This window comes from Oleiharenicola lentus, from assembly GCF_051660365.1.
Classification (GTDB): domain Bacteria; phylum Verrucomicrobiota; class Verrucomicrobiia; order Opitutales; family Opitutaceae; genus Lacunisphaera; species Lacunisphaera lenta_A.
The window spans coordinates 2,491,900-2,506,634 of record NZ_JBOZXB010000001.1 but is presented as its reverse complement, the minus strand read 5'-3'; the positions used below and the strand labels follow the sequence as shown (position 1 = coordinate 2,506,634).

The window sequence follows — 14,735 nt, the reverse complement described above, 5'->3', positions numbered from 1 at the left end:
CGAATTCGAATGACGCTGAGCCAGATCGTTTCGTGAGAATTCGTGTAATTCGTATCGCGCGTTTGGTCGGTTATTCGGCTCAATAACGCTTCGCGATTTCGTTGTAGAGCGCCTGCGCATTCGGCACATCGCCGGTCACGCCATAACGCACCTTCACACTCGTGCGGTCCTTGGCCACTTCCTTGATCTTCACGACGATCAGCGTGTCCACGGAATCGCGGGCTTTGAGTTCGGCCTCGACGTATTTCTTATCGTCCTGAGTGAGGAACAACTTGCGATCCGCGATCCCCGCCTTGGCGGCCTTGTAGACGGTTTCGAAATCATGGTTCGCGAACACCTGAAGTTCACCGAGCTTCACTTCGCCCAGCGTGTTGGCGTTATTATCGACGACGACGGTGCGGCAGGCGGGCAAAGCGGCGAAGCCGATCACGGCAGCGGCAATCAGGACAGCCCGAGCAGCGGAACTACGGAGGTTATTGGTATTCATAGGTGAGGTGGGTTTGTGAGCCTACCCTAGACATGAAACCGCGCGCCGGGTTGCGAAATTTAACCCAAACCGAACAAGGAACAAAATCCGAACTGCGCCACGAATTCTACCAAACTACTCTGTTCGAAATTTCGTGGCTGTTCGTGTGATTCGTGGCCCCGCCAGGCCTGCCTTTAGCCCGACTCAGTCGAACACCACCGTTTTATTCCCGTAGACGAGAATACGATTCTCTAAATGCCAGCGCAGTGCCTGCGCGAGCACGGACTTCTCCAAATCTTTTCCCTTTCGCACCAAGTCATCGATGCTGTGGCGGTGCGTCACGCGCGCGACATCTTGCTGGATGATCGGGCCGTCGTCCAAAACCGCGGTCGCATAATGCGCGGTCGCACCAATCAATTTCACGCCCCGCTCGTGCGCTTGATGATACGGGCGACCACCGGCAAACGCAGGGAGAAACGAGTGATGGATATTGATGATTGGCTTGCCGAACTGGCGCAAAAATTCGTCCGACAGCACCTGCATGTAACGCGCGAGCACCACGAGTTCGACTTTGAGTTTTTTGAGCAACGCAAGTTGGTCGGATTCGCCGGTGATTTTTTTGCCTGGTAAAATCGGTAGATGGAAAAATTTCAGGCCGTAAGCTTCGGCGGCGGACGCAAGCTGCTCGTGATTTGAAATCACGCCCACGATATCGCACGGAAATTCTCCTGCGCGCCAACGCAGGATAATGTCGTGGAAACAATGATCTGCTTTCGAAACAAACAGTGCCACGCGAGGCCGGTGTGTCGACTCCGTGACCGTCGCCTGCATTTTTAATTCATCCCGCGCGAACGCCAAAAACTCACTCACTTCCGCGTCCACATCTTTGACCCGAGGTTTGCCCGTCGCCGTTTTTGGCGCAGCTGGAATCCATTCCAAACGCTGAAAAAATACGCCCGTCACCTCATCGCGATGTTGGTCGGCATGGAGGATATTTCCACCGCGCTCAAAAATCCAACCCGACGCGCGCGCCACCAAGCCCCGTTGATCGGGGCCGTGCAGCAAAGCGATGAGAGTAGTGACGGGAGCAGACATTTTGAAACGCTTCGCGTAAGGACAAAGCGTGGGTTAGACCATCGGCACGACGCTGCCCTTGTAGAGCTGCAGCGCGCGGACATCGACAAGTTTGGCCTTCATCGCGCGGATACCTTTCAATGCAGCCTTGGCGCCTGTGATGGTCGTCATGATGCAGACATTGTTGGCGTAAGCCGCGGCGCGGATGGCGTTCTCGTCGTTGCGCGGGATCATCCCGCGCGGCGTGTTGATCACGAGTTGGATTTCTCCGTTCTTGATCATGTCGACGCAGTTCGGGCGACCTTCGTTGAGCTTGTAGACCGTCTGCACGGTGACACCGTGCGATTGCAGCAGCTTTGTCGTGTTGGTCGTCGAGCAAAGCGTGAAGCCGAGTTCCGAGAAGCCTTTCGCGATCTCGATGACCTGTTCCTTGTCGCTGTCTTTGACGCTGATGAAGAGTTTGCCCTTGAGCGGCAGCGCAGGCTTTGCGGCCATCTGGGTTTTCGCAAACGCGATGCCAAGGTCGTCGTCCATGCCCATGACTTCGCCCGTCGAACGCATTTCGGGACTGAGCACGATCGCGGTGCCGGGGAAACGGTTAAATGGAAACACCGCTTCTTTTACGCACCAATGTTTTGGTTGCACTTCCTGCGTGAAACCAAGCTCGATGAGCTTTTTGCCGGCCATGACTTTCGCGGCGAGTTTCGCCAGCGGCACGCCGATGGCTTTCGCGACGAACGGCACGGTGCGCGACGCGCGCGGATTCACTTCCAGCACGTAGAGTTGGTTGTCCTTGATCGCGAACTGCACGTTCATCAGGCCGATGACCTTGAGTTCCTTCGCGAGCGCGTAGGTCGCTTCGCGGACGGTCTTCAACATTTCTTTCGAAAGCGTGTGCGGCGGCATCACCATCGCGGCGTCACCCGAGTGAACACCGGCGTATTCGATGTGCTCGAGCATACCGCCGACGAGCGTGGTTTCGCCGTCGCTGATACAGTCGACGTCGAGTTCGTTGGCGTCTTCGAGGAATTTATCGATCAGCACCGGCTTGCCGGGCATGACGTCGAATACCTGGCGCACGACATCCTTCATCTCAGCTTCGCTATAGAGAATGAACATGCCGCGACCACCGAGCACGAACGACGGACGCACGAGCACGGGATAACCGACTTCCTTCGCCGCCGTGAGCGCTTCCGCTTCAGACATCGCGATACGATTGGCGGGCGATTTCAGTTTCACCGCGTCGAGCACGGCCGAGAAGAGTTTACGGTCTTCCGCGGTGTCGATGCTTTCGGGCGAGGTGCCGATGATGTTTACGCCGCGGGCCTTGAGCGCGCTGGCGAGATTGAGCGGAGTCTGGCCGCCGAACTGGGCGATCGCGCCCCAGCATTTCTCCTGTTCGTAAACCTCGAGCACGTCTTCAAGCGTGAGCGGTTCGAAATACAGACGATCGCTGGTGTCGTAATCCGTCGAAACCGTTTCCGGGTTCGAATTGATCATCACGGTTTCGAAACCGATCTCGCGCAACGCGAGCGACGCATGCACGCAGCAGTAATCGAACTCTATGCCCTGACCGATGCGGTTCGGGCCACCGCCGATGATCATGATCTTTTTCTTCGTGGACGGCAGGACTTCGTTTTCGTCGCCGTAACTCGAATAATAATAAGGCGTGAACGCCTCGAACTCCGCGGCGCACGTGTCGACCAGACGGAATGTCGTGTTCACCCCGAGCTTCTTGCGATGCGCACGCATCACATCGAAATCGATTTTAAAGAAGTGCGCGAGTTGCGCGTCGGAAAAACCAAATTGCTTCGCACGCTTGAGCGCGTGGGCATCGACTTGTTCGAGCGACTGCGCCCGCAGCGAAGTCTCCATTTCGAAAAGCTCGCGGAGCTGGTGCAGGAACCATGGATCGATCTTCGTCAGATCGAAAATCTGATCGACGCTGTAGCCGGCGCGGAACGCGTGACGGAGATAATAAACGCGTTCGGCGTTCGGTGTGCCGAGTTTTTGGCGAATCGTGGCATCATCGACGACTTCGTCGCCGCCCCACTTGCCGCCGCCACCGAAACCGCGCGCGCCCGTCTCGAGCGAACGCAGACATTTTTGGAACGATTCCTTGAACGTGCGGCCGATTGCCATCGCTTCGCCGACCGACTTCATCGCGGACGTGAGCGTGGTATTGGCGCCGACGAATTTCTCGAACGCGAAACGCGGAATCTTTGTCACGACGTAATCAATCGTCGGTTCGAAGCTCGCCGGCGTAAGTCGCGTGATGTCGTTGCGGAGTTCGTCGAGCGTATAACCGATCGCGAGTTTGGCCGCGATCTTCGCAATCGGGAAACCGGTGGCTTTCGATGCCAGCGCGGACGAACGCGACACGCGCGGGTTCATCTCGATGACGACTTGGCGGCCCGTCTGCGGATCGATGGAGAACTGGATGTTAGAGCCACCCGTCTCGACGCCGATTTCGCGAATAACGGCGAACGACGCGTCGCGCATCACTTGAAATTCTTTGTCAGTTAGCGTCATTGCCGGAGCGACGGTGATCGAGTCGCCCGTGTGCACGCCCATCGGGTCGAAATTTTCAATAGAACAGATAACCACGCACTGATCCTTGTGGTCGCGCATGACCTCCATCTCGTATTCCTTCCAACCGAGGAGACATTCTTCGACGAGCACTTCATGCGTCGGCGAGGCTTCGAGGCCACCGTTGACGATCTGTTCAAATTCTTCGCGGTTGTAAGCGATACCGCCACCCGTGCCGCCGAGCGTGAAGCTCGGGCGAATAATGAGCGGCATCGTGCCGATGTAATCCGCCGCCTGACGCGCCGCGTCGAGCGTGTGAACCGTCATGGATTTCGCGACGTCCAGACCGATTTTGAGCATGCACTGCTTAAAAATTTCGCGATCTTCGCCTTTCTTGATGGCGTCGGGTTTCGCGCCGATCATCTCGACGTTATATTTGTCGAGGATGCCCGCATGATGCAGCTGCATCGAGAGATTGAGTGCGGTCTGGCCGCCGAGGGTCGGGAGCAGCGCGGACGGACGTTCCTTCGCGATGATTTTTTCCACGATCTCGACCGTCAGCGGCTCGATGTAAGTCACATCGGCGAACTCCGGATCAGTCATGATCGTCGCCGGATTCGAGTTAATGAGGATGACTTTATAACCCTCCTCTTTGAGCGCTTTACAGGCTTGGGTGCCGGAATAGTCGAATTCACAGGCTTGGCCGATGATGATAGGGCCGGCGCCGATGATCAGGATGGAGTGCAGGTCGGTGCGTTTAGGCATGCGCGTAGATTTGCCGGAGATTTGGGGGCGCCGAAACGAGCCGCAAGCGGGAATTAAGTAAATCCCCCGCGCTTTCGCTGGCATAAAATTTCTTTTCACCCTGCGGTCGGTTAATGATGCAACCTGCGGCGCGCTTGCAGGATGTAAACCGAGCCGCACTTTCGTGCCTAAGATGCTTCTACCCCTCGATTTCGACTTGGCCGCGCATGAACGTCCCCGCGTCGTGCATCTCGCCGAAGCCGTGCTTTCCACGGAGCCGCGCAGCATCACGTCCGCGGTCAACTCGCGCAGCGCCGGCGGTAGAAATGATTTTTCATCCGAAGGCGATTACTGGTGGCCGGATCCGAAGGACGCCCACGCGCCCTACGTCCAACGCGACGGCCTGACGAATCCCGATAACTTCGTTGCGCATCGGCAGCTTTTGCTGGGATTTGCGCGCGACTTCGGCGCGTTGGCCGCTGCGTATAAGTTAACCGGCGACGAACGTTTCGCCGCTGCCGCCGTGCGGCAGGCGCACGTGTGGTTTGTCGACCCGACGACGCGGATGAATCCCCACCTGCTTTACTCGCAGGCGATCAAAGGCCGCAGCACCGGTCGCAGCATCGGCGTGATCGATACTGTGCACCTCGCCGAAGTCGCCCTCGGTATCGAAGCGTTGCGTGGCTCAAAGGCTTTAATGAAAGACGAGGAAGCCGCGCTCATGGCGTGGTTTCGCGACTACCTGAAATGGATCAGCACGCACCCTTACGGCGTCGATGAAAGCAAAGCCGAGAACAACCACGGCACCTGTTGGGCGCTGCAAGCGGCGGCGTTTGCGCATCTCGTGAAAGACGATGGCGCCCTCGCGGATTGCCGGCGGCGTTTTAAGGAAATTTTGCTGCCCAATCAAATGGCACCCGACGGGAGTTTCCCGCGCGAGATGGCCCGCACCAAGCCTTACGGTTACGCGATCTTCAATCTCGACGTCATGACCGGGCTCGCTGCGGTGCTTTCCAGCGAAGACGAAAACCTCATGACATGGTCGTTGCCCGACGGGCGCAGCCTCGTGCGCGGCGTGGAATTTCTCGCCCCCTACCTCGCAAACAAATCAACCTGGCCGAAAAAACCGGACGTGATGTATTGGGATAACTGGCCGGTGCGTCAGCCGGCGTTGATTTTCGGGGCGCTTGCGACGGGCCGCCAAGACTGGCTCGAAACCTGGAAGCGCCTCGAACCCGACCCGCAAATCGAAGAAATTCGCCGCAACTTACCGATTCGCAACCCGGTTTTGTGGGTGAATTTGAAGTAAGGTAACGAGGTGGCGCCCGACCTCCGGGCGGGCTTTGCGCGAATGGGATGTCATGCGGGCATCTAGTTTCGATGCGTGAATCCTGAAAACCTTAAAGACCTGCTTTAACCCAAGCGGCTAACGTCGATGCCCAGTGCTCGCGCAGCTTTATCCTTATCGCCACCTGCTGCCTGCAACACGCGCGCGAGGTATTGTTTTTCCTGGCCGGCGAGGTAATCCGCGAGCGTCGGCCAGTTCTTGATTTCGTGCACCCGCAGGGGAAATTGCGCCGACGTGACCACGCGGGTTTCGGTCGTCGTGAGCACTTGCGAAACGAACTGCGTAAACTCGACCAAGTTACCCGGCCAGCGATACGCCTTCAGGGTCGAGAGAGCGTCGTCGGTGAACTCGATTTGTTTCGCATCGAATTTCGGGTTCGAAGAACGGCCCGCGATATTTTTGAGCAGCAGCGAAATGTCTTCCGTGCGTTCGCGCAAAGGCGGCAGTTGCACTGGCAAAGCGGCGATGCGGTAGAACAATTCTTCGTTGAAGCCGCCTTCTTCCGAAAGTTTCTCGAGATCTTCCTCGGTCGCACAGACCAGGCGGAAATTGTGGGCGTTGTTACGCAGCACGGAGACGAGTTCGCTCTGCGCTTCTTTTTGCAGGCATTGGACGTGCAAGAGAAAGAGCGTGCCGCCTTTCGCCTGTTGCACCCACGTGCCGCCCTGGCCGTTTTCGCCAAGCAAGCCGCTGCGCAAACTTTCCATCGAACTTAACCGGCAATCGATGCGCACCAAGGGGCTGTCCTTGGGCGTGCCGGCGGCGTGCAACAGCTCCGCGGCGATCTCGTGGCCGCTGCCCAACTCGCCCGAAATCAGAATTGGCGTGTGCGCAGTCGCGAGTTTCTTGAGCTGAGTAATGAGGCGTTTGTTCTTCGCGCTGTCGCCGATCAAGCGCGCCTCAAAATCGCCGGCTTTCACCGAAGGCGCGGCAATCGACGCTTCGCGCTCGGCCATCGCGCGCTTGAACTCCATGCCGCGCCGCAACGCCTGCATGAGTTCATCGACCTTGAAAGGTTTTTGCAGATAATCGAACGCACCAGACTTGAGCGCCTGGATCGCACTTTCGGTGCTCGCATACGCGGTCATGATGATGATCACCGCGCTCGGATCGTAGAGCTTCAGCTGCTTAAGCAACGTGATGCCGTCCATCGGCTTCATGTCGATATCGGCGAGCACGAGGTCGTATTTGTCGGCTTTGTAGCGAACCAGCGCCTTCTCGCCGTCAGTCGCAAACGCGGTTTGGTAACCGGTTGGCTGAATAACGGCGTCCAACATCTCGTGGATAGAGACGAGGTCGTCGACGATGAGAATGGCTGGCATGAGTAGGTCTGTTAAAACGCCGCGCGTGCAACGTAGCAATCAGAACGATTTATTGAAATCGATTACAGGCCGCCCGCAACCGTTCCGAGTTGGAAAATCGGCAGGAACATCGCCATCACGATTCCGCCCACGACCACTCCGAGAAATACGATGAGCAACGGCTCGATCAACGAAGTGAGCGCCCCGACGATGGCGTCGCACTCGGTATCGTAGAAATCGGCGATCTTGTTCATCATGCCGTCGACGTTACCCGTGGTTTCGCCGGCCTTCACCATGTGCTTCATCATCGGCGGGAAAAAGGAATTCGCCGCCATGACATCGGAAACCTGGCCGCCTTGGCTGACGTGTTTGGAAATTTCCACGCACGCATCTTCGACCTGAACTTTGCCGCTGGCGGAAGCCACGATTTCCAGCGTGCGCAGAATCGGCACGCCCGAGCGCATCAGCGTCGCGTAAGTGCGGCAAAAACGCGACAGGGCGATCTTATGCACGAGGTTGCCGAAAATCGGCGCGCGCACGAGGAACTGGTCTTTTTGCCGGCGGCCATTGGGCGTCGCGATGTATTTATTGAGCACCACGTAAGCGCCATAGAGGCCGATACCGATGGCCCACCACCACGATTGCAGGAAATTACTCAGGTCGATCAACATTTGGGTGGGCGCTGGCAGTTTTGCGCCGAAGTCCGCGAACATCGCCGCGAACACCGGAATCACGAAGATCAACAGCACGTTCACGAGCACCACCGCGAGGCCGATGACCGCCGCCGGATACGTCATCGCGGACTTCACTTTTTTGGTCAGCTTCACCGTCGATTCGAAGTAGCCGGCGACCTTGCCGAGAATTTCCGCCAAGCCGCCGGACGCTTCACCCGCTTCCACCATAGAGATGAAGAGATTCGGAAACGCGCGCGGGAATTTTTTTACCGCGCCGGAAAATGAAGTGCCGGTGGAGATGTCATTGCGCACGTCGCGGATAACAATCCGGAAAACCTGATCTTCGGTCTGATCCTGCAGCGCTTCCAAACAGGAGACGAGGGGCAGACCGGCTGTCAGCAAGGACGCGAGCTGGCTGGTGAACACCGAGAGTTCACTCAGGTCGAGCTTGTAGCTCTTGGCTTTTTTCTCGAGGGCCTTCTGCTTGGCCATCGCCTGCGCGGCTTGAACGTTGGACTTGGTCTTAGGTTTTGGGGCCGCAGTTGTCGCCATATTGCCCGCAAATTAGGTGCGGGTGCACAGGCCCGCAATCCCATTTCCCAAATCGCCGGCCGCCGCTGTAGTTTAACAAAAGCTTGAATGCCGGCGTCTCGCCTACACGCTACCGGTCATTGAGACGCGGGTGTAGTTTAGTGGTAAAACTCCTCTCTTCCAAAGAGGTATCGTCAGTTCGATTCTGTCCACCCGCTCCAAAACGCGCCATCGGCTACCACAGGAAATAATTTTCCCCGGCGCTCAGGTAACGATCACTCGGCGGCGCATACACCACGCGCCACACATCCGCGTAGCGCGACCACGGCCCCGGCACTGGCCCGTCATAGACGAGCTTGGGAATCGCGGGCGCGCTGATCGGGTGCGCATGTAAACGCGCTTTGAACAATTCATGCCCTTCCTGCGTCGCGAAAAATAAACTGCGCTGCTCCACCGCGCCAACTTCGCGGCGTGGGGTGGTGTGTGATCCTCCCGCATGGGTCAGCGCGAATTGCCGGATCGCCTGCGCGTGACGTTCCATCTCGATCGCTGCTTTCCAGCAAGCCGTCCCAAAATCCAGCGCCGCCGCGTGACCATACGCGAAGCCACCTTCTGCCAATTGTTGATAGATGATTACCGTGATGCCTGGTGCCTCCGAGCAAATCGTCGCCGCCTGGACGTCGGGCCAAGGCGACGTCGCATCGCACGCCGTAAGCCGCCCTTCCCACCAATGCATCAGGTTAAATCGCTCCGCAGCTTCCATCAACGCACTCGCTCGCGCCTGTCGCGCAAAAAGCCCGGGAAACGCCGCCATGCCGTTGCTCGAAGGATCGATGTCGAAGCCATAACGTTTTCCCTCACTATCTGCGTGCAATTGCCAGTGCGCCCAGCGCTCCAGCGCTTCCGAGATCGCCATGAACCGCGCCATCATCGGCATTTCGGACGTGCCGCTGCCGTTGGCCTGACTAAACACAGCACCGGTTCCGTCGCTCACTGCGAGATTCGGCGCGAGAAACGCGTTCGCCAGAAACTGCCTTCGGCCCATGACCATCGTATCGCCGAGTTCTATCCGAGCGATTGGCCCGCCGCGCGACACGAGCACATTACGATAACGAATGGCGGCGAGGTTCAACATAGCGACATCCCCGTGTTGGAATTAAACGCATACGTGGCGAATCGGCAGCTGACTCGGCGTAACCGTGGGATTGCTGGACACCAAAACCGATTCGCAAATCAGCTCTTCGCCCGCGATTGCCCAGACCGCTGTTTTCTCAGCGAGTCGATTTAAACCGAGTGCCAGCAGGAAAACCGAAACCGTTCCAACCGTTGTTTTTTTGAATGAGTTCATACACGCAGCATGCCTTCAAATCGCTTTCCCAACGACGGGCCAAATCACCTCTCTTTAGGCCTTGGCCGAACCATTTCCCAGTCGCTGCTCCACTAAAATAAGGCGGTAAATATCGCTGTGCATTTTTCAGACGGCGGGGTTGAATGGTGCCGCTTGGCCTCACCGCGTTCAGCTTCCCTCGGGTTTTTTCGGATTCTCGTTTTTCTCTTCGCCTATTGTTTGACCAGAGGCGCTTGGACTGGGCCCAGCGTCGGTTTGCCTAGAATCGACTTGGTTGGCACCGACACAGTGGGTGAGAGCCTGCCAAAATGGGATGTCACCCAAGATCGCCTCGGGCGGATTTTCACGGGCGACAATTCGCTCCATGTTTTCGATGGGCAGGCTTGGAAATCATTTCCCGTGCCCGGTTCGCGATCTTTGCGTCCGCTGGTCTTTGACCGCGACGGCAGGCTTTGGACCGGAGCGCTCAATGAAATGGGATACTTTGAAGAAACTTCCCTTGGCGTATTCGAATACCGTTCGCTGGTGCACCACCTCACGCCGGAAGACCGTCAACCGGGTGACATCTGGGGATGCTACCTCGTGGGGAAAAATGTCTATTTTATCGGGAAAACGAAAATTTTCCGCTGGGACGGGACAGCCTTCCAAACCTGGGATTTTCCCGGAAACTTTCGCTTGTTTTCTTTCCAGTTCGAAGGCGCCCCTTGGGTTCACCACCTCGATTCCGGCCTGTATCGCCTCACCGACCACGGCCCTGAGTTGGCCATACCCGCGCACTCATTACCTGACCGCGGCGTTTTCGCGATGAAGCGTGATTCCGAAGGAATTATTGTCGTGAGCAGCCGGGGATTTTACCGCGTTGGCCCGTCCGTCGAACCGGTTTTCGACCTGCAAATAAATCAGTTACTCAAAGAGTCCATCGTGACGTCCTGCGCGATCTTTGCCGACGGCAGTTACGGAATCGGCACGATCAACAACGGACTCGTCATCATCAATTCCGCAGGACGGCGCGTGCACGACATTAGCACGAATTCCGGATTGGGAGTGCGCTCGGTCATGTCGATTAAAGTCGATGCCAATAATTTTGCCTGGGGCACCACCGGCCGCGGAGTTTTCATGTTCGATGCCACGGGCGCAGCCACCGCGTATGACGCTCGCAACGGCCTGGCGGGGGGCACGGTTCAAAATCTGAAATTTGTCGGCGAAACCCTGTATGTTTCGAATCAACAAAACATCTCACACCTCCGTCTTTCCGCCAGTGGCTCGGCCTCCTTCGAAGTCCTGCCAGGCAACCCGCAGATTTACTTCGACCTCAAACCTTACGGCTCAAGCGGGTTGCTCGCTTCACGGCACGGAGGCATCGAAATAATCAAAAAAGACGGCCGAGATGTATCGCTTTCTTTTTTCGGCGTAAGCGTGCTCAATGTATTTCCCAGCCACGCGCGCTTCCCGGATTTTTTTGCGAGCGAATCCCGCGGCATCTCCCTGATATCGCCCAAGGCTGATGGCACCTACAGTCGGAAGGTTTTGTTTACGATGCCGGATGATTGCGGCTCCTTGCACGAGGATACCAAAGGAAAGCTTTGGGCGGCCACGGCCAGCCGCGGGGTTTTCATCTGCGACCCTGCGGCAGAACCGACCAAACGCGTGACGCAAATTTCCACGAGTTCGGACAAGCCCGGCAATGCACTCGTCCTGGGCAACGATTACGGGATTTTGGTTTTCCACTCGAACCAAGTCTTCCATGCGAACGCCGACGGCTCGAACTTGCGGCCGTTGCAAAATATCCCTGCTTTCGAAGCGAGAGCCGGCTGCTTCACCTCAAACGGCAAAAAGGCGGTGATCCTCTTCGCAAAAAAGTCCGGCTCCGAAAAACTTGCCCAAGGCGCCGGAATTCTGTCGCTCGAAGAAAATGGCCAACCCCAGTGGCGCGAACTCGATCCCGAACCGTTTACTGCCGCGGGATTTGTTCGCGACTTGGAATTTTCAACCGAAGCGGACGGCGAAATTTTATGGGCGGGCGGAAGCGACGGCGTGGCCCGAATCGAATTCGCCGCATTAGCCTATCTGCGCGCGCCCACGGCGCCGATCATCCGGCTTGATGATTCCAGACCGACAGTCGCCTCAACGAGCGACGAGAACGAGTTCGACTTCAAAAACCACCACGTGCGCTTCCAATTGTTTACGGGCGATTACCCGCGCGGAAAACTTTGGCTGTTTCAAACCCGGTTTGCGGAAAGCGATTGGTCGGCTCCGACCTCGCGCACGACTTACGAGTTCACAAACCTGTCCGAGGGAAAATACGGCTTTGAAGCGCGCGCCCTCACCCCCGAGGGAGTCGTCGGCCAGACGTCGAGTTACGCATTTAAAATTCTCCCGCCTTGGTATCGGTCAACTCCCGCGTATGCGGGCTACGCAATTCTCGCGGGGCTCACCGGATTTGGCGTGATTCGGTTTCGCGAACGTCGCAGTCGCAAACGCACGCGCCAACTGCAGGACTTGGTGAAAATCCGCACCCTCGAACTTGAAAAAGCCAGCGCCGCCAAAGACGAGTTCCTCGCGAGCGTCAGCCATGAGATCCGCAACCCGATGAACGGAGTCATCGGCATCGCCGAAACGTTTAAGACGAGTTCGCTGGACGAAGAAAGCCGGCACAAGTTCGGCCTGCTGCGCCAGTGCGCCAATCATCTTTCTTCGTTGCTAGAGGACATTCTCGATTTCTCCCGTGTGCAGGCCGGTGCCACCGAATTGGAAATCAAACCGTTCGAACCTTACATTCTCGTTCAGTCGATCGCCGCGATCACGTCCACAGAAAGCGCTGAGCGCGGGGTCATCGTGGAAATCGCCGTCTCGCCCGCAGTGCCGCGACATCTGCTCGGTGACCCACGTCGCGTGCGGCAAATCCTGCTGAATTTTGTCGGCAATGCGTTGAAGTTCGCCGGTCGCGGACGCATCGAGGTGACCGTCTGGTGCAAGGCCGCCGGCACAAATCGCACCGAATTATTTTTCGCCGTATCCGATGAAGGCCCGGGCATCACGCCAGAAGAACAGGCGAAACTCTTCACGCGCTTCGAACGCGGCACCTCGGCCCAACAACAACGCATCCCCGGAACCGGTCTCGGTCTGGCGCTCAGTAAAACCCTCGCTGAAAAAATGGGCGGCCGCATCTGGGTGGAAAGCGAATCGGGCCACGGGTCCTGCTTTTATTTTAGCGCGCCATTCGAAATCGCGCCCGCCGCCACCGCCACCGCGACGCCCACTCCCATGCTCGTCCTCAGCGGTTCTAAAACTGCTCTCGTCGTCGACGACGAAGAATACAATCGCCTCGCGCTGACCTCTCTCCTCGAAGAATTCGGCATCAAAGTGCAGTCCGCCGGCGATGGAGCCACCGCGTTGGCGATCGCGGTAAAGGAACGTTTCGATCTCGTGTTTCTCGATTACCACTTGCCGGGAATGTCGGGCTTGGAAATCGCCCGCGCGCTTCGTGCCTCTCAAAGCGCCACCGCCACTGCCGTGATTGTCGCGACTACCGCATTCAACAGCCTAGAAAAGCGCACGCAATGTCTCGATGCGGGCATGAATACTTTCCTCGAGAAACCGGTTTCGATGGAGCGTTTGCGGCAAACCCTCTCGACGCTTGGCCTAGGTTTTTCGGAAACCACAGCCACGCCCACTCCCGAACCAACCATCGATCGTCTTGCGCACCTGCGTTTACTTGTCTCGAAAAAACAGCTGAATTTTTCCGAGGAACTCACCCTGTATTTTGTGGAGCTGCGCAGCATCCACGACGAACTCCAAACCGCGCTCTCGCGGCGCAACATTCCGGACGCGTGCTATCACGCGCATCAACTGTATGGGCGCTTCGCATTTATTGGCGAAGCCGCGCTGGAACAGACGCTACGCAAAATCGAAGCCGCCGCCGCCACCGCCGATTGGGCAACCGCGGCGCAACTCGCTCACGATTTACCGCAGGAAATCACTTCGCTCCACCTTGCGGTGGTTTCGCGCGAACAAACTGCTCCGCGCGCGTGAGCCCGTGCACGATGGCGTAATGAATCAACTTCGGCGTCGAATGGATTTCCAGTTTGCGCATGATGTCGCGCCGACGTGATTGCACCGTCGAGGGACTGATCCCCAGAATGGCGGAGATTTCCTCGTCGGTTTTAGATTCTCCGATCATCGCGAGAATTCTCGTTTCGTAATCCGACAGCACCCGGATGAACGCCTTGGGATCGCGCCGGAGCGAGGCACTCGATTCGTTGACGATCGGCGTGTAATATATTTTTCCCGACATCACCGCCGCGATCGCTTCGGACAGCACTTCGGGACGCTGATCGGTTTTATCGACGAATCCATGCAAGCCGACGCGTTGCACTTTCAACATCGTCCACGGATCGCGATGCGAGGAGATCGCGAGAATTTTTGTTTTTGGAAACTCCGCGAGGATCGTTTCCGCCAGCTCCAAGCCGTCACCGTCTGGCAGCGAAATATCCAACAACACCAGCGTCGGCACGTGTTGACGGACAGCCGCCAGACCTTCACGGCACGTCGGGCAAATTTGCAGCACGGCAAAATCAAGTTTCTCACAGTGCAGCGCAAAAAATTCCGCTACCATGCGATGATCTTCAATAATGATCACCCGCCCGTTGCCGCCACCGCTGCCTGTGGTTGCCTCTGTAAGCTTAGACTGTTTCATCGCACCGTCCCCGCACAAGGCACA

General features: G+C 57.3%; 9 protein-coding genes and 1 tRNA gene. 3 read left to right on the top strand and 7 right to left on the bottom strand.

From position 1 onward, the window contains the following. Window positions 1-79 precede the first annotated feature (79 nt). The 3 genes from ACRRQW_RS09505 to carB form a co-directional block, all read right to left on the bottom strand. On the bottom strand, window positions 80-487 hold the full coding sequence (locus ACRRQW_RS09505; protein ID WP_438481084.1) for a DUF3568 family protein: 408 nt from the start codon (window positions 485-487) through the stop codon (window positions 80-82). Between the two features lie 183 nt (window positions 488-670). Further along, entirely contained in the window at window positions 671-1,561 is an 891-nt protein-coding gene (gene purU / locus ACRRQW_RS09500) for a formyltetrahydrofolate deformylase (protein WP_438481082.1), read from the bottom strand. A gap of 33 nt (window positions 1,562-1,594) precedes the next feature. Further along, window positions 1,595-4,834, bottom strand: a complete 3,240-nt coding sequence (gene carB, locus ACRRQW_RS09495) for a carbamoyl-phosphate synthase large subunit (RefSeq protein ID WP_438481080.1) — start codon at window positions 4,832-4,834, stop codon at window positions 1,595-1,597. Window positions 4,835-5,006: 172 nt separating this feature from the next. Between carB and ACRRQW_RS09490 the strand changes: the two genes are divergently transcribed. Continuing rightward, the gene (locus ACRRQW_RS09490) at window positions 5,007-6,122 is read left to right on the top strand and encodes an alginate lyase family protein (RefSeq protein ID WP_438481078.1); all 1,116 of its coding nucleotides are present in this window, start codon (window positions 5,007-5,009) and stop codon (window positions 6,120-6,122) included. 104 nt (window positions 6,123-6,226) lie between these two features. Here ACRRQW_RS09490 and ACRRQW_RS09485 read toward each other — a convergent pair whose 3' ends face one another. Beyond that, entirely contained in the window at window positions 6,227-7,483 is a 1,257-nt protein-coding gene (locus tag ACRRQW_RS09485) for a sigma-54-dependent transcriptional regulator (RefSeq protein WP_438481076.1), read from the bottom strand. 62 nt (window positions 7,484-7,545) lie between these two features. Then, the gene (locus ACRRQW_RS09480) at window positions 7,546-8,688 is read right to left on the bottom strand and encodes a type II secretion system F family protein (protein ID WP_438481074.1); all 1,143 of its coding nucleotides are present in this window, start codon (window positions 8,686-8,688) and stop codon (window positions 7,546-7,548) included. 126 nt (window positions 8,689-8,814) lie between these two features. Between ACRRQW_RS09480 and ACRRQW_RS09475 the strand changes: the two genes are divergently transcribed. Then, a tRNA-Gly gene (locus tag ACRRQW_RS09475) sits at window positions 8,815-8,888 on the top strand. A gap of 14 nt (window positions 8,889-8,902) precedes the next feature. On the opposite strand, the gene ACRRQW_RS09470 is transcribed toward ACRRQW_RS09475, so the two are convergent. Then, on the bottom strand, window positions 8,903-9,802 hold the full coding sequence (locus ACRRQW_RS09470; protein WP_438481072.1) for a hypothetical protein: 900 nt from the start codon (window positions 9,800-9,802) through the stop codon (window positions 8,903-8,905). Window positions 9,803-10,285: 483 nt separating this feature from the next. Here ACRRQW_RS09470 and ACRRQW_RS09465 point away from each other — a divergent pair, with 483 nt between their 5' ends. After that, a complete protein-coding gene (locus tag ACRRQW_RS09465; RefSeq protein ID WP_438481070.1) occupies window positions 10,286-14,047 on the top strand; it encodes an ATP-binding protein in 3,762 nt (1,253 codons plus the stop codon). Here the strand turns inward: ACRRQW_RS09465 and ACRRQW_RS09460 are convergent. Then, complete coding sequence (locus ACRRQW_RS09460) at window positions 13,992-14,711, bottom strand: response regulator (RefSeq protein ID WP_438481068.1); 720 nt, start codon at window positions 14,709-14,711, stop codon at window positions 13,992-13,994. The genes ACRRQW_RS09465 and ACRRQW_RS09460 overlap by 56 nt on opposite strands. Window positions 14,712-14,735: the final 24 nt, after the last annotated feature.

Coding starts and splice junctions, on each gene's coding strand:
- ACRRQW_RS09505 (WP_438481084.1), bottom strand. CDS start 487: ATGAATACCAATAACCTCCGTAGTTCCGCTGCTCGGGCTGTCCTGATT.
- purU (WP_438481082.1), bottom strand. CDS start 1,561: ATGTCTGCTCCCGTCACTACTCTCATCGCTTTGCTGCACGGCCCCGAT.
- carB (WP_438481080.1), bottom strand. CDS start 4,834: ATGCCTAAACGCACCGACCTGCACTCCATCCTGATCATCGGCGCCGGC.
- ACRRQW_RS09490 (WP_438481078.1), top strand. CDS start 5,007: ATGCTTCTACCCCTCGATTTCGACTTGGCCGCGCATGAACGTCCCCGC.
- ACRRQW_RS09485 (WP_438481076.1), bottom strand. CDS start 7,483: ATGCCAGCCATTCTCATCGTCGACGACCTCGTCTCTATCCACGAGATG.
- ACRRQW_RS09480 (WP_438481074.1), bottom strand. CDS start 8,688: ATGGCGACAACTGCGGCCCCAAAACCTAAGACCAAGTCCAACGTTCAA.
- ACRRQW_RS09470 (WP_438481072.1), bottom strand. CDS start 9,802: ATGTTGAACCTCGCCGCCATTCGTTATCGTAATGTGCTCGTGTCGCGC.
- ACRRQW_RS09460 (WP_438481068.1), bottom strand. CDS start 14,711: ATGAAACAGTCTAAGCTTACAGAGGCAACCACAGGCAGCGGTGGCGGC.